Below are 20,483 nucleotides of genomic sequence, written 5' to 3'. Positions count from 1 at the left end.
ACCATTGGGAAGAGACTTGCGACTACTACATGCGACACTTTCCGTTCGATACCTACGGACGAAAATGGCGTGAGCGCAAAGGTCGAGCAATCCACACCCAATCTGACTTCATGCGGCCGTTGTACGAGTGGGGTGACAGGCTCTTCGCGAATGCTGTCAGGATGTGATTGTCCGAAAACCGAGCCGCCCCGTGCCAATGGGGCCGCTTCGAAGTCGGCCACGGGCCCACTTCTTCCATAACATCTCATATCCGAATGATGTCCGGTGCTGGGGGGCGCAGACGTGCCAGCACCATTAGTCAAAGTCCGCCTTTGACCCCGGAACGGACATTCTGAGTGTTGAAAGTCGCGCCCCAAGAGTTTCACTAACTCGGCGGGTTGCTGGTATCAGCGCTGACGATGGCAATCGGTCACAGTGTCTTCGTTCCATTAAGTGGAACCATCGGCATTCTTCGAAGGTGCGCGAAACATTTTCGCATCCCTGAAACTTAAGTTAATCGTGGGGCCTAATCGAAAGGTCGCGATATGGAACCGACCAATCGAATATCGGACCACATCGATCATAAGACTGCCCGCTCGATCTGTGACGAGGTGGGTGACAGATTGCAACAGAACTTATCTCGCGAAGTCTCGCCTCTGCCGCCCTACCTCGAACGTCTAGTCGATGAATTGCGCAAACAGGAGCGTCATCCAATTGATGGCGTCGCAGCGCCCGCTAACCGTTTCCTTCATGCGACGCGGCGGGTAGTCGCGTCCGTCTGAGCGCGTAAAGAAGAAGCCGTCGCCGTTCCAAACCGGCGGCGGCTTTCCGCTAATCTTGTCGCTTGAGGCATTCCAGGCATGGCCGCCGCTGGAACGCCATGAGGACGTGCTTGTTCAGTGAACGGTCAAGCCGCCCTGTTTCCCCTGTTGGCCCGTGACGATGTCCGTTCACAGGGGTAGACCGGAAGAGAACGGCACGCAGCCAAAGTGACGCGATTGACCCAGAACGGACCTCGCACTGCTTTGGCTTAGGTGCGGACATCAAGAATCTTGCACCACATTTGCGGTCGAACAGTTCCAGCGGGTTGCGCAGCGGCATCGTGTGTTGGTGGGGTGCGCCGCCGCATCAATGCGTTACCACGATGAAATCCGTGTCATTTCCCGTCTCATGGCTAAATCCGTCGTCGGAAATAATCAATGAAGAGGCCGGCGTCAGAAGTTTAGAGATCCTCTCAACGGTATCCTGCGGTATTTCGATGCGGTTGAGGACAGCGTTGGCTTTATCGGGCGACGGTACCGATAGGGCGGTTTGCTTCGCGGGCGCTTCGCGCTCGTTCGTGGCACCCACGATGCGAGGAATTTCGTCCGGAATCGACACGACGGTCCAGCGAATAGCCGCTCCCACGTTCTGGAATTCCATTGCGGTAAACACGTGCGTTCCCAGGGGCTCCTCCGGATTTTCGATATTGACCCCGACATCAAACAACGGTGAGAAGCCCTGGCGCACGAAGAGCTTGCTCAACTTACGACTCACGAAGACGGAGATCGGCACCATCTTTCTAGGTGCGCCTTCAGCGGAAGCCGAGCTTGGACCCTGGAGACTAGTGGCTTCCGGAGTCTCGGCCTTGGACACCGGTGATCCATGCGTTGCCGCGGCTGTGCTAATGCTCTTACCGGCGACTCTGGCAGCCTGAAATTCCGGCGAACCGGACACGGCTTTCGGCTCAAAGAGGTGCGGATTGTTTATCTCGACCGGCTGGACATCGTCGTGCGCAATGATCACGCGCGTGCCGCGCTTCGTGAGATGCCAGAGTCGAATGGCAAAGTCATTTTTCAAACGGATGCAGCCGTGTGACGCCGGGTGCCCGGGCACGACACCGGCATGCAACGCAATCCCTGACCAGGTGATGCGCTGCATGTAGGGCATGGGGGCAGCGCTATAAATATTTGAACGGTGCCATCGTTGTTTGCTGATCACGCTGAATACGCCGAGGGGTGTAGGATGGCCCTGAGTTCCCGTGGACACCGATGAGCGTGCGATCAGGGCCCCGTTGTCAAAAAGCGAGACCCGTTGGTCAGCGATCGAGATGATGATCTGGAGCGGGCCCTTCGGAGGGTCCTCGGGCCGAGCGTTCTTCGCAGATCCAGAGTTTGTCTGCCGGTGATGGTGCTTGTGTTTGAACGGAGCGTAGTGGCCTGGCCAGAACCTGTCCTGCGGCCAAAACAGAAACTGAGCGTGTGCGATCCCTGTAGAGAGCATGAAAGCGGCGAAAGCTATTATTGGAGTCTGCTTTCTCATCCAGTGCCTCATGCAGTGAAGTTGCATGCGAGGTCCAACCAAAAAGCGTCGCGTTACCGATCATAGCCTCGTCTTCAAATCTGGTCGCAGTGGGTCGAAAATTGGACCAATTCCAATGACGAGGCCAATCTGCTGGAAGAAGACAATCGGCAATAGCCGTCGCGCCGATCGCCGGGCCGATCAATGTACGGTGTGAGGGCCGTTGCGACGGACGCTTTGATCTCGGGCAATGGGTTCGGTTCGCTCGAAGATCCCATAAATCGTCAACGACAGACCGCTCGAGGGGCCGGCATCCGCGACTACGGCCAGTCAAGCGCATCTGTTGGTCCGACATTCACCATGGCGGGCTCGCCCCGAACCGGCCGCATGGGTCCGAAACTTCCCTACACGCTTACGTCGGAGAACAATTGCTTGCCGGCGGCGCGTTGCATGCGGGCAACACTTCTTGGAAAAGTTGATGAGCTGCGGTTTGCGCCATTGCGCGGCCACGTCTCGACCCGAAAATCAACCCGTCGCGTGCTTGCCTGTGGAGCATGGCTCAGGCGGAGCCTTTGGAGGCGACGGGATCATGAACCCGCGGCGATTTGCGGCAGTGGCGCCCACGTTTTGCGGAACGGTCGTTCTCGCAGGGTGGATCGTTGGCTGGCTGGCTGGCTTCGGTTCGGCCGGCACCGAGAACACCCGCGCAGTGCCAATCGAGGACCGCGCAGCATCTCTCGCCGCCAACGCCAGGCTCGCGGATGAACCGCAGGCAATCGCAATTGGTAACGCCGTTGTCGCTAACACCGTTGTCGCGAACGCCGCTGTCGCCAGCGCCGAAGTGGCGACGGCCGCCGAACCCGCGGCGGGGACGGCCACCGACGCGACCGCGGCCTCGGATAAGCCGGAATCGATCGTCGTGGCCGCGTTGCCCGATCCGTCGCAGACGCTGTCGGCCGATTTACCGCCTGTGCAGGAATCGGTGGGCTTGGGCCACCATGATGTCGCCCAACCGGTGCCGACAACGCGCAATGCCTCCAACCCGGCGCTGGTGACGCAGGAGTTTCGGTATCTCATCTATTACGTCTGGTCCGAACTGCCGCCTACCGAGAAACCGGCGGAAATCGTCTTAAGGTCACTCAAGGACACCCCGGTCGGAACGCCGGTCGAGGAGATCAAGCGCGCTTCCGACGCTTTCGGTCTCGATTCCAATTTCATGAAAGCGGTTGCCAGGATCGAGTCCGGTTTCGACCCCAAGCAACGCACTGGGTCGTATATCGGCCTGTTTCAACTGAGCGAATATGAGTTCAACAAATTCGGCTCCGGACAAATTCGTAATCCCCGCGACAATGCCGTTGCGGCGGCCTACAAGGTCATTACCGAAGGCATTCTGTTCGAGTGGGTGACACACCAGAAGCCGACCTTGAGCGATCTTTACTTGATCCATCAACAAGGCTGGGAAGGCGCCGCCGAACACATCAGCCAACCTGTTCGCATCGCTTGGAAATCCATGTGTGCGACCAGCGAAGGCAGGGAGAAAGGTGAAAAATGGTGCAAACGCGCGATCTGGCGGAATACTCTTCCGGCCATCAAACACGCGTGGAAATCGGTGGACAAGCTGACCTCGGAGGCGTTCGTCGGAATGTGGCGCGAGCGGGTTGCTGAATTCTATTTGAAATACATGGCCGCCGCCGAACGGGCGAACCAGTAAATTTCCGTTGAGTGGTTGGTAGGAGTTGCCGCACCCGCGGGTCGAGCGGGGCCTCACCGCCGCTGCGGCACGTGGTGCCGCTCATCGCTCAATGGTCGCGGGGACGCACTTTGCGTCGTCAACGACGCGCTCGGATCGTTCCTACTGCGCGCTAACGAGGTGATCGATCAGGTGCCGATGTCTGCAAGTGGCCGATTTTGTTGCAAAAGTCCGTTGAGGCGAGCCGGCAAGCGTGATTCCGTTGTGTTGACGCGAATCGCGACGAGGTCGATCCATGATGGGCCGTCTGAAGAGTGACCAAGGTCAACTGTTCTACGAGTTTCATCTCGGCGACGCGGTTCCCGAAGATCATCTAGTGCGCCGGCTTTTGCAACAATCGGCCCGCAGGCGAAGATGGAGGCGACGATCAGCACGACCGTAGCCGGGGGCCAGACCGGACATCGCGCGCTCGCGGCCAAATCGACGTTTCTGACCCATTGCGGTCACTGGCAGGTTGGATCGGGGGTGCAGGCCCCTTTCTGACGCGAACTTTTTATTAGTGATCCCCTTACGAATTGGCGCTGGCCTAATTTAATTTAGGAAATGAGCGACGAAAGAAAAATTAAGGACCTGCTATACCCACGCTGGATGGAAATCGTTGGACGCGTCGTCGTCACCATTCTCGGCGTATTGGCGTTGGTCAGTCAGATTTTGCCGCTGGTACCTTTACTGCACCATTGAAGGAGCGACGCCGCCCTTGTCCGCCAGTGGCCGAAGGTCTATTGAGCGCGTGTCATGTCGGCTGTCAGGGACAAACCGGACGCCGATCCAACTTGGCGTCCACCGCTAATTTTGACCCTGAACGGTCGGAACGTGTGGAGTACTTGAAACGTGGCCTTCACGAGCGCCCCGCCGAATTGCCGACTGCCATCTTGCGTTCAGCCCAGCTCTTGATATCGCCGACCGTCATCGCCTTGAGGAACGGATTGGCGTTGACCAGCTTTTCGCGCGTGGTCCGACCCGTCGCGTCAGCAGCGGCCATAAGGGAAGCAGCATCGGCACTTTCTGCGCCGGCCAATAGCGCCACGGCGCCCGCCGGTCCCGCGAAATGGGCAAGGTAGAGAGAACCGGGTGTGATCGGCAGACTGCGCTTGTTCAGCATCGCGGCATATTCCTCGACCAGCCGTGCGGCGATCTCTCGCGCAAGCTCGGCATCTCGCCGCAAGTCCAACACTTGCTTGTCGGTGCGGCCCTGGATCAGATCGCGTCGGTGCCTTCGAACGGCTTCGAGCCACGTGTCATCGAGAAACTGGGCGGTGCCAGTCGCGCTCGACCGCTTGTTCCTTGCATTCGGGTCACCATTGGACTCGGCTATGATAATGCGCTCGACCAACGCCTTGGCGGCCGTCCTGTCGATCGATTTTCCGTTCAAATGCGCGTCGCGAAACAGGACGAAACTTACGACGAAAGCCACGCCGATCGCCACTCCAAAAACGAGCGTGATGGATTCCGCCGACAGCCAGTCCCGCGCGGCGACAACGGATCCACGCTCATCGGGGCGAGGCGGCCGGATTTCGTCGGCACGGCTTGTTTGCTCTGACGAACGCGCGAGGAGCCGCGGATTGCCGTCGGCTATCTCGCCGATGAAGGGAAATCGTTGGGCTAGGTCTGGCATCCCGTTGACAGGTTCAATGCTTTGAATAGGCCTTCGAAGGCACCTGACCGGCAGGGCTTGACCTCCGCGACCGATTTGGCGCGATTGGCATTCGCAGTTGCCTTGGAAGTTTCCTGCCGAGGCCGAGGTCGAGGTCTGGGCCGCATGACTGCGGATTTTCCTTCGCTTGCGCTGCTCTTGTGTTGCTCGATGATCTTCGAAGGCTCTTGCGCAACAATCGCTGTTAGATGCGGCGGAGGCATCGGCTCGCTCGAGGGCTGCAGCGCTTCAAATTGCATGTGCGGGATTTCGAGCCGGTCTGCCGTCGTCAGTGTATCGTGTGAGGCGCGTAACCCGACGGTTGCCTGAGCGGGCGGCTCGTTCACAGGCTTTGTGGTGCGCGGTGATGTCTCGAGCTCCATCACCGCGAGTGTACCGAGGCCAACAAGGATGAGAGCCACTCTCATCTGATTTCACGCTTTCCGAACGAGAAGCCTCGCTCAAAGCCTGCCGGAAATAAGCTCCCGAAAATCGGAGAACAATTGCAAACATCCAATAAGGCGGCTTAGCGGCAGAAGTGAACCTGCAGGCGCGGTTACGTGAGAAGATCAGAGACAGGGTTAACGCGGGTCGAACTGRCCGGCTTGACAAGACCGTACTCGGGATCGATCGATGGGCGACCGATATGGCTGTAGAACTAGCCATCTTGCGATGAACGTCTGCCAATGCCTGACTGACGAACACATCGATCTTGCGTAGGAGGTCGGAGGCCGGAACACGCTCCTCCAAATGGAAAGAGTAGGAGAACTGGGCCTGACCCGCCCGCTGGCGCCCCATCACCTCATCAACTTAACTGACTTCTTCAACAGCATCGGCCCAGAGCCGAACGGCGCTCTAACTCTCACGAGGTCGGCTGTCTAAGCTGGTCCGGACATGAGGGGCGCTTGTCTCGACCGCCGCCTTGACCCCATCGTACCGGGTCGGGTTCTTGTCCGCCTTCAGGACTAAAGCAGAAAATCGCCGCTGCCCCACCTGCGCACGATTTCAGACCCGGATGACTTTTCTTCGAAACGTCATCCCGTCACCCCAGGACGCATTGACAGCTGCAATACGCAATCGCAATCTCGTTTCTGGCGTCTTTGGCGCAGCCTGCGTCAACCGCGCCGAGAGAATTCACTAGGAGTTCCGACAGTGAACAGATCAATCCTGCTCGCCGGCGTCTGCGCTACGGCGCTCGCGGTGGCCTCGACCGCGTCTGCCAAAACCTTGATTTACTGCTCGGAAGGCAGCCCGGAGAACTTCTATCCCGGCGTCAACACCACCGGCACGTCGTTCGACGGCAATGAGCCGATCTACAACCGCATTGTCGAATTCGAGCGCGGCGGCACGAAAGTGGTGCCGGRCCTCGCGGAAAAATGGACGATCTCGCCTGACGGCGTCACCTATACTTTCAACCTGCGCAAGGGCGTGAAGTGGCATGCGACGTCGAAGTCGTTCAAGCCGACGCGGGAGTTCAATGCTGACGACGTCCTGTTCTCAATCGAGCGGCAATGGAAGGACGACAATCCGTATTTCAAGGTAACGAGTCCGAACCATTCCTATTTCGGCGACATGGGCATGCCGAAATTGTTGAAGTCGGTCGAGAAGCTCGACGACTACACCATCAAGATAACGCTCAACCAGCCGGAAGCGCCTTTCCTCGCCGATCTCGCGATGCCCTACGCAGCCATCCAGTCGAAGGAGTATGCGGATGCCATGCTGAAGGCCGGTACGCCTGAGAAGATCGACCAGGATCCGATCGGCACAGGCCCATTCTATCTGGTGCAATACCAGAAGGACGCCGTGATTCGTTACAAGGCATTCCCTGAATTCTGGGGCGGCAAGGCCAAGATCGACGACCTCGTCTACGCGATCACGCCGGATGCATCCGTTCGCTGGGCCAAACTTCAGAAGGGCGAATGCGACGTGATGCCCTATCCGAACCCGGCCGACATCGACGCGATCAAGAAGGATCCGAACGTCACGATCCTGGAGCAGCCCGGCCTCAACATCGGTTATCTCGCGTTCCAGACACAGAAGAAGCCCTTCGATGACGTGCGCGTGCGCAAGGCCATCAGCATGGCGATCGATCGGAAGGCGATCATCGATGCCGTCTATCTGTCGACCGGCATCGCGGCCAAGAACCCGATCCCGCCCACCATGTGGTCGTACAACGACAGCATCAAGGACGATCCCTTTGATCCGGAGCAAGCCAAGAAGCTTCTGGCCGACGCCGGCTACCCGAACGGTTTCGAAACCGATCTATGGGCCATGCCGGTGCAGCGCCCCTACAATCCGAACGCCAAGCGTATTGCCGAGTTGATGCAGGCCGACCTCGCCAAGATCGGCGTCAAGGCCGAGATCAAGTCGTTTGAATGGGGCGAATACCGCAAGCGGTTGCAGACCGGCGAGCATCAGATGGGCATGTTCGGCTGGACCGGCGACAACGGCGACCCCGACAACTTCCTGCACACATTGCTGGGCTGCGCCTCGGCGCAAACGGCATCGGGCTCGAATATCGCCAAATTCTGCTACAAGCCGTTCGACGACCTGGTCGTGAAGGCCAAGACGGTCAGCGATCAGGCCGAGCGGACCAAGCTGTACGAGCAGGCGCAGGTGATCTTCAAGGAGCAGGCGCCGTGGTTCACCATCGCGCACGCGGTGCAGCTGAAGCCCGTCGGCAAGAGGGTGATCGACTTCAAGCTGTCGCCGTTCGGACGCCACAACTTCTACGGCGTCGACGTCAAGGAATAGCAGGAGACAGGGGCGGAGTGGCTTGGCAGGCTCCGCCCATTTTTCTTTACCCTTTCCCTTCCGGGGAGGGTGGCAGGGAACGGCATGCTCCGGTTCATCTTTACCCGACTGAGCCTCGTGGTTCCGACCTTTATCGGGATTACGTTGCTTGTGTTCGTGCTTATCCGCCTGATCCCCGGCGATCCCATTGAGACGATGGCGGGCGAACGCGGCATCGATCCGGCCCGGCACGCGCAACTGCTCAAGGAGTACGGCTTCGATCAGCCGGTTCTGGTGCAATACGGCCTCTATCTGGCGCGGCTGGCGCATGGCGACCTCGGCCGCTCGATCGTCACCCATGAGCCGGTGATCTCCGAATTTGGGACGTTGTTCCCGGCGACGATCGAACTATCGGTCTGCGCGATCCTGTTTGCGTTAGGCCTCGGGTTACCAGCCGGGATCATCGCGGCGGTCCGGCGCAACTCCATCTTCGATCACGGCGTGATGGGCATCTCACTCACCGGATATTCGATGCCGATCTTCTGGTGGGGATTGTTGCTGATCCTGCTTTTTTCCGTGCAGCTCGGATGGACGCCGGTGTCGGGCCGGATCGCCGTGCAATACTACATCGAACCGGTGACCGGTTTCCTGACGATCGATGCACTGCTGGCCGGTGATTTCGGCGCGTTTCGCTCGGCCCTGTCGCATCTCGTGCTTCCGATGATCGTGCTCGGCACGGTGCCGCTTGCCGTCATCGCCCGCATGACGCGGTCCGCCATGCTGGAAGTGCTGGGCGAAGATTATATCCGCACCGCCCGCGCCAAAGGGGTGCCGCGTTGGCGGGTGATCGCGATCCACGCGTTGCGTAACGCGCTGATCCCGGTGGTGACGGTGATCGGGCTGCAGGTCGGCGTTCTCTTTACTGGCGCAATCCTCACCGAGACCATCTTCTCCTGGCCGGGTGTGGGCAAATGGCTGATCGAGGGCATCAACCGCCGCGACTATCCGGTGCTGCAGGGCGGCACGCTCTTGATCGGCGCGATCGTCATGATAGTCAATCTGCTGGTTGACGTCGCCTATGGGCTGATCAATCCCCGCATCCGGTACACAAGATGACCGCCGAAGTCCTCAACACTCCCGTCGTGGCGCAGCCGGGCGCGCCGCCACATCCGCTGTTGCAGTTCTGGTCCGACTTCAAGGCGAATTTCGGCGCCGTGGCGGGCCTCGCCGTGATCGTGGTTCTGGTTCTGCTCGCGCTCCTTGCCGATGTCGTCGCGCCACATTCTCCGATCCTCACCAACAATGCGGTCTTTCTCAAGCCCCCGTTCTGGCAGCAGGGCGGATCGATGGCCTATCCGCTTGGTACCGATGCGATCGGCCGCGATATTCTATCCCGTCTCATCCATGGCGCGCGGCTGTCGCTTCTGATCGGCATCGCGGTGGTGACGTTGTCGGTGGTCGCCGGGACGATTCTCGGTCTGGTCGCGGGTTTTTTCCGCGGCGTGATCGAGATCACGATCATGCGGCTGATGGACGTCACGCTGACGCTGCCGAGCCTTTTGCTTGCGATCGTGATCGTTGCGATCCTGGGACCAGGCCTGATGAATGCGATGCTGGCGGTCGCGATCGTGCTGCTGCCGCACTATGTGCGGATTGCGCGCGCCGCCGTGATCAGCGAAGTATCGAAGGATTACGTCGTCGCAGCCAAGGTCGCAGGTGCCGGCCGGCTTCGGCTGATGTTCAAGGAGGTGTTGCCGAACTGTGCAGCCCCCCTGATCGTGCAGGCGTCGCTCGGCATATCGACCGCGATCCTCGACGCGGCCGCGCTCGGCTTCCTCGGTCTCGGTGCGCAACCGCCGCTGCCGGAATGGGGCACCATGCTGGCGGACGCGCGCGAATTCGTGCTGCGGGCCTGGTGGGTCGTCACGCTTCCGGGCCTGGCAATCCTCGTGACCGTGCTTGCCTTCAACCTTCTGGGCGACGGGCTGCGCGATGCGCTCGATCCCAAGCTCAAGCGATAGCATAGTGAAGTCGATCTGATGCCGCTGCTCGAGATTGAAAATCTGTCGGTCGAGTTTCCATCCCAGAACGGGATGGTGCGCGCCGTGGATGGCGTCAGCATCACGCTCGAGAAAGGCGAGGTGCTGGGGATCGTCGGCGAATCCGGCTCCGGCAAGAGCATCGGCATGCTGGCCCTGATGGGACTCGTGCCCTATCCGGGACGCGTCCGAGCCGACAGACTGTCGTTTGCGGGAAGGGATCTGCAGGCCTTGTCCGACCGCGAGCGAAACGCGCTCGCCGGCAAGGACATCGCCATGATCTTCCAGGAGCCGACGACATCGCTCAATCCCTCTTTCACGATCGGCTATCAGCTGGCTGAGACGTTGCACATCCATGAAGGAATGGATCGCAAGGCGGCGCGGCGCCGCGTGATCGAACTCCTGGAGCAGGTCGGCATTCCGGCGCCGGAGAGCCGGCTGTCGGCCTATCCGCACCAGCTCTCGGGCGGCATGAACCAGCGCGTGATGATCGCGATGGCGATCGCCTGCAATCCAAAACTCCTGATCGCCGATGAGCCGACGACGGCGCTCGATGTGACCATCCAGGCGCAGATCCTCGATCTGCTGCTGTCCCTGCAACGCGATCGCGGCATGGCGCTGATTCTCATCACGCATAACATGGGTGTGGTCTCGGACACGGCCGAGCGCGTCGCCGTGATGTATGCGGGCCAGATCATGGAACAGCGACCGACGGAGAGCCTGTTCACCTCGCCTCAGCATCCCTATACGGCCGCGTTGCTGGCGGCACGCCCGGAGGCGAGTGATGGCGGACGGCTCGCCACCATTCCCGGCGTGGTGCCGGGGCTCCACGATCGACCGCCAGGGTGCCTGTTTAGTCCGCGTTGCATCTATGCAACGCCGCTGGCCGACAAGGTGCGTCCCGATCTGCGCCCCTGGATGGACGGCCTGATCCGTTGTCATTATCCGCTCGGCGATCCCTCGCGGGACGAGCGCATCGCGGCCGATCGGGGCAGCGCCGGCGGCGCGCCGATCCTCAACCGCGGGACGGTGTCATGACGGCGCTCGTCACCGCCACCGATCTCAAGCGCAGCTACGAGATCAAGCAGGGCTGGTTTCGCCCGCCGGCGCATCTGCAGGCCGTAGGCGGAATTTCGTTCGCGCTTGAAACCGGCAAGACGCTGGCGGTCGTCGGCGAATCCGGTTGCGGCAAGTCGACGCTCGCAAGGCTTGTGACTCTCATCGAGAAGCCGAGCGCCGGCACGCTGATGCTAGACGGCGTCGATGCGGTCAATCCTCCTCCCAGCGCCGTGAAGGCGTTGCGCCGCACCGTGCAGATCGTGTTTCAAAACCCCTATGGGTCGCTCAATCCCCGCAAGCGCGTCGGCGACATACTCGAAGAGCCGCTCATCATCAACACCAGCCTCTCGAAGCAGGAGCGGCGGGCGCAGGCGCTCGACATGATGGCGAAGGTCGGGTTGCGGCCGGAGCAATATGGCCGCTATCCGCACATGTTCTCGGGCGGCCAGCGTCAGCGCATCGCGATCGCGCGCGCCTTGATGTTGCGGCCGAAGCTACTGGTTGCCGACGAGCCGGTCTCCGCGCTCGACATGTCGGTGCAGGCGCAGGTTCTCAACCTCCTGGTCGATCTGCAGCGCGAGCTGGGGCTGGCTTACCTCTTCATCTCGCACGATCTCGGTGTGGTGCGTCACATCGCGGATGACGTGATGATCATGTATCTAGGAAGCGCAGTGGAACATGGGCCGAAAGAGCGTATCTTTGCGCGGCCGTTGCATCCCTATACACAGGCCTTGCTTGACGCGACGCCGGGCCTTGGCCGCAAACGCCGGCGGATCGTGCCGAAGGGCGAGTTGCCTTCGCCGCTCGATCCGCCGAAAGGCTGCGTGTTCTCGACCCGCTGTCCCTATGTGACGGATCTCTGCCGCACGCAGCGTCCGCTGCTGCGTCCTCTCGACGGCCGCCTCGTCGCCTGCCACTACGCCGAGCGTTTCCTGGAGATACAGGCGGCTTAGAGCCGATTGGCCGTGCCAAGCGATGGACTGAGCGTCCGGGCTCGCAAGACGCTACGCCGGACATGCCACGCTGTTTCGCGCGAGAGAATGGAGACGGCTGCGCCAAGCGTAGCTGCGAAGCAGCGGTCTGCCTTCGCCAAGGCTACGTCGAGGCATCCGCGACGTGGAATTCCTGTCCGCCGAAGCTTTAGCGAAGACGGATGCCTGGTCGGAATCTAACGTCCCGGCAAGCTATTGAAATACAGAATTCATTCTGAATTTTGGTTTGGTCTACTCAGAAATCTGCTCCTACAATTGCTGCTCGCCACGCGCCCCTATGACGTCCGCTCGCGGGGACAATGCAGATGTGGGAGCCGGACGGCCCGACTTCCGAGTTTGGCCCATCAGCGAAGTAGTGGCGCGCCTCATTGAGGTCCGCTCAGCGAGGCATGGCGGACTAGATTTGCTCAGGTTGAGTTCTTCGCATTTTGACCCAGACCAGACAATCTCACGCCGCTCCTTGTGGTCGACTACCAAATCCTAAGCTTCAGAGAGTAGGCTTCGCGGCGAAGCTGGCTTTGAAGCAACCCGGTGGTGTCTAACATTGGGATAAATGGCAAAAATGACGGGAGTCGATCAACCATCAGCGCGCCTTCGATTGGCCGCGGAGCTTGCCGTCGGCCTCGCGCGACGCTTTTCGATGACGCTCGAACCAGGCGACACGCCTGGCTACTATTGGCACTACGCACAAACTCCGTTCGAGGATGGGTGCTACCTGCTTTGGGAACTCGGCGTCGCCTTGACCTTGGTAGCGACCGGTAGTGGCTATCAAGGCATGACTCGGCAGCAATACGTCGATGCAAAGCGGCGTCCGGAGGAAACGTTTGCTGCGTATAAGTTCTTCCCAGCTTCTGAAACACGGGCGGGCGTGCTTGCCTGTGGTGAGCTTCCGGACGCGTTATTCGGGCGCCTGCTTGAGGCATATGTTGAAACCGCATGTGACTATGGCCCCGATGGGACGCAGCTTTGTTCAGGTTCTGAACCATTCAAGCCAGCGGTCGAATTCGAGCGCGAGATCACCGCGCTCATCGCGTGCGGATATGCTGAACGTTGTGGGGACATGGTCAAGTGGACCGACAAAATCGCTCCAGCGATCTGGGCGGAGACCCGTTGGGCTGATCCAAGTCCTCAGATGACGTTGCCAGACGATGTGCTGGAGCGCGTGAACTGACTGGTGCAAGACCGCAACCCCATCGCGGCAATTGCCCTCGTCCGGGCGGAAACGGGCGCCGACCTCTATGGGTGCAAGACGTATGTGGACGACCTCGCGCGGAAAAGCCGCCAGACCGAATAAGAGCACCTGCCGCTCGCTATCTACCTAAAAGCTGGCGCCTTATCCTCATTCTTAGGGTTTCCGCTTGTGGCCCATCGCGACATATTGCGCTGCCCCACGAACTCGGCCGCTATAGGAGCAAAGCGGACATTGGGTTCGTCGCCGCAGGGTTTATGGGTACACACCCTAGTGGGGATCTGCAATTTGCAATTGGGCGAAGCCCTAAAGTGCAAAAAAAGCGCTGACTAATCTAGCCATCGTAGCGAAAATTTTTCGTGTCATGCAGGCATCAAGACGAAGAGCGGCGAATATTCGAACGGCTTCAGAGAGGCCTTTTGGGATGGTCGCACAAACGAAAGTCTAAAAAGCGCAAGCTGGTGTCAAAGGCCCCACGGCCAAGGTAAAGCCCGGACGCAAGGCGAATTTTAGACGAAAGCCCCGGCCATCGAATCGATGCAGTGTGCGAACTTGCCTACGAACGAAAAGTGCACGTATCTGGTGCGGTTTCTGGTGCAGCGGCCGCGTTGCAGGCAACAAGAATGAAGTAAGCTATTGATCATGTTGGTGGGCCCGGCAGGACTTGAACCTGCAACCAGACCGTTATGAGCGGTAGGATATCGGTTGGGTCCGTTGATTTTCCCGTACTCTTGTTTGATTTCGCTCGCGTTCCTTACGTTCCGCTCAGGTGGTTCCTGGTGCGAAACTGGTGCGGTTGATCGACGCGCTCCGATACAGCGAATGGGGTGGAAGGAGGTAGAGATCTCGAGGATTTCGGACGGTGAGTTCCTCCTTCGCAACGTCAGGCGGATGATGCACCGCGCATGCGCTTCCGAGACAGGCTTTCAGGCGCGTGAGCCTCGCTTGGCTTTACCTTCGCGGATTTCGCAGCCGGCTCGTGCCCGGACGATACAGCGTCAAGGATGACTTTTGCGGTCAGCTGCAAGTGCGCGTTCATCAGTGCGACCGCGTGTTCGCTGTCCCGCGACAAAGCGGCCTCCGCAATCTCGCGATGTTCCCTGTCGAGGTCTCTGTCTACCTTGGACAGCGGACCGGTAAACCACCGGTAGCGCTCGGAGTGATTGAAARGGATCGTTCGTAAATGAAGGAGCCAGGGACTGCCGCATCCCGCCGCGAGGACTTCATGAAAAATCTCGTGGGCCTTCGCATATTCGTTGCTATAGCGTCGCGTAGCCTTGTCTGCCCACACCGGCGTGTGTGTCAGGCGATGCAGGGCGGCGACGACTTGGGATTGCCACTCGACCCCACCTTTTTCAATCGAACCTCGAAGGCACAGTGCTTCAATGCTACATCGGACTTCGGTGAGATCGCGAAGGGCATCGATGGACAATGGCGCCACACGGAATCCTCGCTGAGGTTCGCTGACGACAAACCCCTCCGATGCGAGGCGCGACAGCGCCTCACGCACGGCGCTCGAGCCGACCGCAAAGCGACGGCACAGATCGTCGATCTTCAGCTTCTCTCCGGGCGCGAAGTTGCACGCGAGCAGTTCGGAGCGAAGCTCCGCATAGGCTCCGTGGGTGAGGCTCGTGGGTGATTCCATGATGCTGATAGCCATAGCGGACGAAATGACGGGAGTCACTTGAAAATATGCATACTTTAGAAATAATGCATTTTCTATTGTAATATGCATTTTATCTGATATAGGAGATCGTACACGGAGGTAAACGCCCCATGCGCTTCATCGCTTATGAAAGAAACGGAACGCGCGGCCTCGCGGTGGCCGATCAAGCCGGCCGGCACTGGGGGCTTGATGACGATGGAGATGGCAGGCTCGAGCGCGCCATTGCCGGTGGAAGGGACGCACTGAAGGATCTCGCCGCGGCTCTCCTCAAGGGCGAGCCGATCGATCCGGAAGCGGTGAGCTTCCTTCCACCGCTGTCCGCACCCGGCAAGATCATCTGCGTCGGATTGAATTACGCGGACCACACGGCCGAAAGCAGCATCCAGCAGCCGGACTACCCGACGCTCTTTGGCCGGTTCGCGTCGAGCCTCATCGGGCACGGTGCGCCGATCGTGCGACCGACCGTCTCGGAGGCGCTCGACTATGAAGGAGAGCTTGTCGCTGTCATCGGGCGCGGCGGCCGTCATATCCCCCAGTCCGCGGCCCTCGACCATGTCGCCGGATATTCGATCTTCAACGATGGTACGATCCGCGACTATCAGTTCCGTACGCCGCAATGGACCATCGGCAAGAATTTCGACGGCACCGGAGCGTTCGGGCCGGCATTTGTAACGGCCGACGAACTTCCGTCAGGCGCCAGCGGCCTGAAACTCGAGACGAGATTGAACGGGACGGTGATGCAAAAGGCGTCGACCTCCGATCTGATCTTCGATGTCGCAACCCTGGTTGCGTTGATCAGCGTGGGCATCACGCTGTTTCCGGGAGATATCATCGTGACCGGCACGCCGTCCGGCGTCGGCGCGGCACGCAAGCCGCCTCTCTATATGAAGCCCGGCGACGTCTGCGAGATCGAGATCGAGGGATTGGGTGTTCTGCGCAATCCGATCGTGCTTGAAGCCGAAGACGCGGTGCGTGCGGCGGCCTGATCCTGCGGTGATCCTGTCACCCGCGGATTCGAGCGGACATCATATCGGTTGCCGTGGAGGCGAGGTCTTGACCAGAGTCGATTAGCGCACTGCCTTGGCTCAACGGAGTTGATCAGGCCGGGTCCTGATCGGGCGTCATTCGGTGGCGGCAGCACGACGTAGATCGTTCGCCGCTTATATTGGGAGGAAACAATGAAATCGGTTCCGGTTCTGATTGCAGGGGGCGGTCCCGTCGGGATGACGCTTGCGAACGTCCTGGCCCATTTCGGCATCCGCTCGATGCTGGTCGAGAAGAATGCGACGACGACCCGCCATCCGAAGATGGACATCACCAACAGCCGCAGCATGGAGCTTTTTCGGAAGTTCGGCCTCGCGGACGCGTTGCGACATGTCGCGGTGCCGGAAGATCATCCCTTCGATGTCTCCTGGATCACAAGTCTCGCCGGATATGAGCTGCATCGCTTTCGATACATGACCCCGAGCGAGTTTCGAAAGCAGATCCGTATCAAGAACGACGGCACCCAACCGCTCGAACCCCCGATGCGGGTCTCGCAGGTCGAGATCGAGCCGGTTCTGAAGAAATCCATCGACGCGCGTCCGGAAGTCGATGTGCGGTTCGGCGTCGCCTTCGAGAGCTTTGAAGAGAAGGACGATCGTGTCGTCGCTGTGCTGCGGGAGCAGGGGAGTGGTGCGCAGGAGCAGGTCAGCTGCCAATATCTAATCGGTTGCGACGGCGGCTCCAGCCGCGTTCGCGCAGGGCTCGGCATCCAGCTCGAGGGGCAGTCGCGCGTCGGCGAACTCTACATGATCCACTTTCGATCGACCGAGCGGGATCTGCTGCAGCGCTGGGGCGTTGCCTGGCACTACCAGTCGCCGCGTGGAACGATGATCGCCCAGAACGACGATGATATCTGGACCGTTCACGTGCCTGTGCTTCCCGGCCAGGACGCGACCAAGCTCGATCCGCGCGCGCTCGTCGAGGCCTATGCCGGCCGGCCATTCTCCTTTGAGATTCTGGTCGCGAATGTGTGGACGCCGCACCTGCTGGTCGCTGAGACCTATGGCAAGGGACGCGTCCTGCTCGCAGGCGACTCCGCGCATCAGTTCATCCCGACAGGCGGCTATGGGATGAATTCAGGGGTCGGCGATGCCGTCGACCTCGGCTGGAAACTGGCGGCGACGCTCCAGGGCTTCGGCGGGCCCGGTCTCCTCGCGTCGTATGAAATCGAGCGGCGTCCCGTGGCGGCGCGAAATCGCGACGCATCCGGCCGCCACATGCAGGTGCGAATGCAGATTGCCGAAGCCTATGGAAGCCTGTTGGAAGGCGACAACAGCGACAATCCCGTGCGCCGGGCGGAAGTCGGCGCTGGGATCGCCAGGCTCGGGAACGTCGAGAACGAATGTTTCGGCATCGAACACGGCTTTATCTATGAGGGATCGCCGATCATCGCAGATAGCTCGGCCACTCCCTTTCCATTCGATTCCGTTGTCTACAAGCCGACGACCACGCCCGGCGCCCGCTTGCCCAGCACATATCTGAAAAACGGGACGGCGCTCTACGATCGGCTGGGCTCGCATTTCACGCTGATCGATTTCCGAAGGCGCGATCTGTCGTCCTTTGTCGACGATGCGGCGCGACGACAGATACCGCTGTCGGTCTTGCAACTCGACGAACCCGATCTGAAGGGTGTTTACGGACAGGAGATGCTGCTTGTGCGGCCCGACCATCACATTGCGTGGCGTGGAACGAGCAGCAAGACACCAAACGCCGACAAGATCCTCGCGACGGCTCTCGGCTGGGGGGTGGAACGGTGAAGCCGCTTCATGCCTTGGTGATCGGCGCCGGTATCGGCGGCACGGCGGCTGCGATCGCATTGCGTCGGGCCGGCCTCGACGTGTCCCTGTTCGAGCAAACGCTGGCGCAACGCGAGGTCGGCGCCGGCATTCAGATCAGCCCCAACGTCTCCCGGCTGCTGGGCCGTTATGGGCTCGGCGATGCGATGGCGCGGGCCGCCGTTCGCCCCTCTTCGGTCGTCTTTCGCCGCTGGCAGGACGGTCGTGTCCTGGGGCGCGAAGAACTGGGCGATGCGATCGAGAACCGTTACGGATCGCCCTACTACCATTTCCACAGAGCTGACCTCATCGCCCTTCTGGCGGATGCATTCGGTCGCAAGGAGATCAAGCTTGGACGACGTCTGGTCGATGTCGAGCAAGACGAAACAGGCGTGACCGCCCGCTTCGAGGATGGCGCGTCCGAGCGTGGCGATCTCCTCATCGGGGCCGACGGAATCCACTCCCAGGTTCGCGAACGCCTGTTCGGCGAGGAAAAGCCAAGGTTCTCGGGGCAGATCGCGTATCGGGGGCTCGCACCTGCCGAACGGATCGCGCATCTCGGCCTTCCGCTCGATGTCACGAACTGGGTGGGGCCGGGCGGACACTTCGTCCATTACTTTGTATCCTCAGGTCGATTCCTGAACTTCGTGGCCGTCAGCGAAGAGGCGACCTGGACGCGGGAGCAATGGTCCGACCGCGGTTCGATCTCCGATGCCGCAAGCAAGTATGAGGGGTGGCATCCGCAGATCGCGACGATCCTCAACGCAGTCGACGAGACGTTCAAATGGGCGTTGTTCGATCGCGATCCGCTTCCGGAATGGACGCAGGGGCGTGTAGCGCTGCTGGGCGACGCGTGCCATCCCATGCTGCCTTACATGGCGCAAGGGGCCGCGCAGGCCATCGAAGACGGTGCAGCGCTGGCGGCCTGCCTGAAACACACAGCCTTCGACATTCCGTCGGCATTTCGGGCCTACGTCACATTGCGCAAGCCGCGCGCAACCGGGGTGCAGGAAAGATCTCGCGCCAATGCCACGAGCTTCCACCTGCATGACGGACCACAACAGCTCGAGAGGGATCACCTCTTCGCCACGCGAGGTGTGCGTGGCAGTTCCGAGGCAATGAACCGACTTTACGCCTACGACGCAGAAGCCATCGCGGCGAATCTGGAGGAACAACCATGACCCGCGCTTTCCAAATCGCCTATGTCGATCTCGATACGCCTGCCTCGGAAGAGGAGGTCACCTATTACGACCGCGTGCTCGGCGCAACACCTGCCGAGCGTGGATCCGACGGCCGCGCCTATTTCAGCCTCGGTCTCGATCACCACAACATCACCATCAAGCCGGCGTCCCAGAAGCGCCTCACGGCGCTCGGCCTGAGGATCGAACAGGAAACGGCCGACGAGACGGTGAAGTCGCTCCGCGGTCTCGGTCTGTCTGCCGAACAGAAGAGCGACGCCCGGCCGGGCGTTCCCGTCCTAGTGGAGGTCGTCGTTGCGGGGCACACGCTTCACTTGTTACCGGAGATGGCCATGCCTGGCCCCGGCTTCCGCACCTCGGGCGTCGTTCCAACGCGTCTTGGGCATGTCGCGCTGATCACGCCGGAGGCCGACAAATTCGTGGAATTCTGCTCGGCCATCGGGTTCCGCACGACCGATTGGTTCGAGGGAATTGCGACGTTCCTGACCTGCAATCACGATCACCACGTCCTCAACGTCATCGGTGCGCCAGAAACCCGGCTTCACCATCTCGCCTTCGAACTGCGCAGCCGCGCCGCGCATCACGATGCGGCGGATTTTCTTGCGACGGAAGGCCATCCAATCCTCTGGGGCCCGTCACGGCACACCGCGGGCCACAACCTCGCTTCCTATCACTACGACCCAAGTCGTTTTCTGATCGAGCTCTATTCCGATATGGACGTGCTCGTTCCGGAGCTCAATATCTTTGAGCCGCGGCCCTGGCATGAGGCGTTTCCCCAACGTCCTCGCGTGTGGACTCTTGAGCAGCTGACGACGTGGGGTACTCGTTTCGACTTCGACTTGAAGTCAGCTTGACGACCTGGCTGACTGCAGGTCGAATATCAAAAACTGCGAGGAGAGAGATGTTCAGGGACGCGCGCGCAGCGAGGTTCGCTTGTTTTGATATCGCGCTGACGATTTTTATCGGATTGGCCTTTACAGCGCCTGGCACCGCCCAAGAGAAGCGGTACGATCCCGGCGCATCCGATGCGATCATCAAGATTGGCAATACTGCTCCCCACAGCGGGCCGCTCTCCTCGAATGGCATTATCGCCAGAACGGAAGGCGCCTACTTCAAGATGATCAACGAACAGGGTGGCGTTAACG

Annotated in this window: 15 protein-coding genes, 1 tRNA gene and 1 pseudogene; 12 read left to right on the top strand and 5 right to left on the bottom strand. The window is 60.3% G+C overall.

Going from position 1 to position 20,483, the window contains the following annotated elements; genetic code table 11:
• Positions 1 to 1,107 precede the first annotated feature (1,107 nt).
• Positions 1,108 to 2,280 (bottom strand): L,D-transpeptidase, encoded by a 1,173-nt coding sequence (locus ACXJMY_RS36170; protein WP_456624128.1) that lies wholly within the window; start codon positions 2,278 to 2,280, stop codon positions 1,108 to 1,110.
• 568 nt (positions 2,281 to 2,848) lie between these two features.
• Between ACXJMY_RS36170 and ACXJMY_RS36165 the strand changes: the two genes are divergently transcribed.
• Positions 2,849 to 3,970 carry a transglycosylase SLT domain-containing protein gene (locus ACXJMY_RS36165; protein WP_456624127.1) on the top strand — a complete coding sequence of 374 codons (1,122 nt, stop codon included), beginning with the start codon at positions 2,849 to 2,851 and terminating at the stop codon, positions 3,968 to 3,970.
• 167 nt (positions 3,971 to 4,137) lie between these two features.
• On the opposite strand, the gene ACXJMY_RS36160 is transcribed toward ACXJMY_RS36165, so the two are convergent.
• Both ACXJMY_RS36160 and ACXJMY_RS36155 read right to left on the bottom strand, forming a co-directional pair.
• Positions 4,138 to 4,383, bottom strand: coding sequence for a hypothetical protein (locus ACXJMY_RS36160; protein ID WP_456624129.1), 246 nt, complete (start codon positions 4,381 to 4,383; stop codon positions 4,138 to 4,140).
• 464 nt (positions 4,384 to 4,847) lie between these two features.
• Entirely contained in the window at positions 4,848 to 5,624 is a 777-nt protein-coding gene (locus tag ACXJMY_RS36155; protein WP_456624126.1) for a lytic transglycosylase domain-containing protein, read from the bottom strand.
• 1,170 nt (positions 5,625 to 6,794) lie between these two features.
• Between ACXJMY_RS36155 and ACXJMY_RS36150 the strand changes: the two genes are divergently transcribed.
• From ACXJMY_RS36150 to ACXJMY_RS36125, 6 genes are all read left to right on the top strand, one after another.
• Positions 6,795 to 8,396 (top strand): ABC transporter substrate-binding protein, encoded by a 1,602-nt coding sequence (locus ACXJMY_RS36150; RefSeq protein ID WP_456624125.1) that lies wholly within the window; start codon positions 6,795 to 6,797, stop codon positions 8,394 to 8,396.
• 84 nt (positions 8,397 to 8,480) lie between these two features.
• On the top strand, positions 8,481 to 9,491 hold the full coding sequence (locus ACXJMY_RS36145) for an ABC transporter permease subunit (protein ID WP_271576358.1): 1,011 nt from the start codon (positions 8,481 to 8,483) through the stop codon (positions 9,489 to 9,491).
• Positions 9,488 to 10,396: an ABC transporter permease subunit gene (locus ACXJMY_RS36140; protein ID WP_334526520.1), complete on the top strand. Its 909-nt coding sequence runs from the start codon at positions 9,488 to 9,490 to the stop codon at positions 10,394 to 10,396. Before ACXJMY_RS36145 ends, ACXJMY_RS36140 begins: the two co-directional genes overlap by 4 nt.
• A gap of 18 nt (positions 10,397 to 10,414) precedes the next feature.
• Positions 10,415 to 11,452 carry an ABC transporter ATP-binding protein gene (locus ACXJMY_RS36135; protein ID WP_456624124.1) on the top strand — a complete coding sequence of 346 codons (1,038 nt, stop codon included), beginning with the start codon at positions 10,415 to 10,417 and terminating at the stop codon, positions 11,450 to 11,452.
• On the top strand, positions 11,449 to 12,426 hold the full coding sequence (locus ACXJMY_RS36130) for a peptide ABC transporter ATP-binding protein (RefSeq protein ID WP_456624123.1): 978 nt from the start codon (positions 11,449 to 11,451) through the stop codon (positions 12,424 to 12,426). Before ACXJMY_RS36135 ends, ACXJMY_RS36130 begins: the two co-directional genes overlap by 4 nt.
• Positions 12,427 to 13,027: 601 nt before the next feature.
• The gene (locus ACXJMY_RS36125; protein WP_456624122.1) at positions 13,028 to 13,636 is read left to right on the top strand and encodes a hypothetical protein; all 609 of its coding nucleotides are present in this window, start codon (positions 13,028 to 13,030) and stop codon (positions 13,634 to 13,636) included.
• Positions 13,637 to 14,300: 664 nt separating this feature from the next.
• Here the strand turns inward: ACXJMY_RS36125 and ACXJMY_RS36120 are convergent.
• Together ACXJMY_RS36120 and ACXJMY_RS36115 are read right to left on the bottom strand one after the other, a co-directional pair.
• Positions 14,301 to 14,379 (bottom strand) — tRNA-Met (locus ACXJMY_RS36120).
• Between the two features lie 158 nt (positions 14,380 to 14,537).
• A complete protein-coding gene (locus tag ACXJMY_RS36115) occupies positions 14,538 to 15,299 on the bottom strand; it encodes a GntR family transcriptional regulator (RefSeq protein ID WP_456624121.1) in 762 nt (253 codons plus the stop codon).
• Between the two features lie 131 nt (positions 15,300 to 15,430).
• On the opposite strand from ACXJMY_RS36115, the gene ACXJMY_RS36110 reads away from it, so the two are divergent.
• From ACXJMY_RS36110 to ACXJMY_RS36090, 5 genes and pseudogenes are all read left to right on the top strand, one after another.
• Positions 15,431 to 16,306 carry a fumarylacetoacetate hydrolase family protein gene (locus ACXJMY_RS36110; RefSeq protein ID WP_456624120.1) on the top strand — a complete coding sequence of 292 codons (876 nt, stop codon included), beginning with the start codon at positions 15,431 to 15,433 and terminating at the stop codon, positions 16,304 to 16,306.
• Positions 16,307 to 16,498: 192 nt separating this feature from the next.
• Complete coding sequence (locus ACXJMY_RS36105; RefSeq protein ID WP_456624119.1) at positions 16,499 to 18,121, top strand: FAD-dependent monooxygenase; 1,623 nt, start codon at positions 16,499 to 16,501, stop codon at positions 18,119 to 18,121.
• Positions 18,118 to 19,320 (top strand): FAD-dependent monooxygenase, encoded by a 1,203-nt coding sequence (locus ACXJMY_RS36100; protein ID WP_456624118.1) that lies wholly within the window; start codon positions 18,118 to 18,120, stop codon positions 19,318 to 19,320. Before ACXJMY_RS36105 ends, ACXJMY_RS36100 begins: the two co-directional genes overlap by 4 nt.
• On the top strand, positions 19,317 to 20,192 hold the full coding sequence (locus tag ACXJMY_RS36095; protein WP_456624117.1) for a VOC family protein: 876 nt from the start codon (positions 19,317 to 19,319) through the stop codon (positions 20,190 to 20,192). The genes ACXJMY_RS36100 and ACXJMY_RS36095 overlap by 4 nt, the downstream gene beginning before the upstream one ends.
• Before the next feature lie 47 nt (positions 20,193 to 20,239).
• Positions 20,240 to 20,483: pseudogene (locus ACXJMY_RS36090) on the top strand (ABC transporter substrate-binding protein); the annotation flags it as partial.

The sequence above is a fragment of the Bradyrhizobium sp. P5_C12 genome, assembly GCF_054049735.1.
The sequence above is the reverse complement of the archived record's forward strand: the minus strand, read 5'-3'. Positions and strand labels throughout refer to the sequence as shown.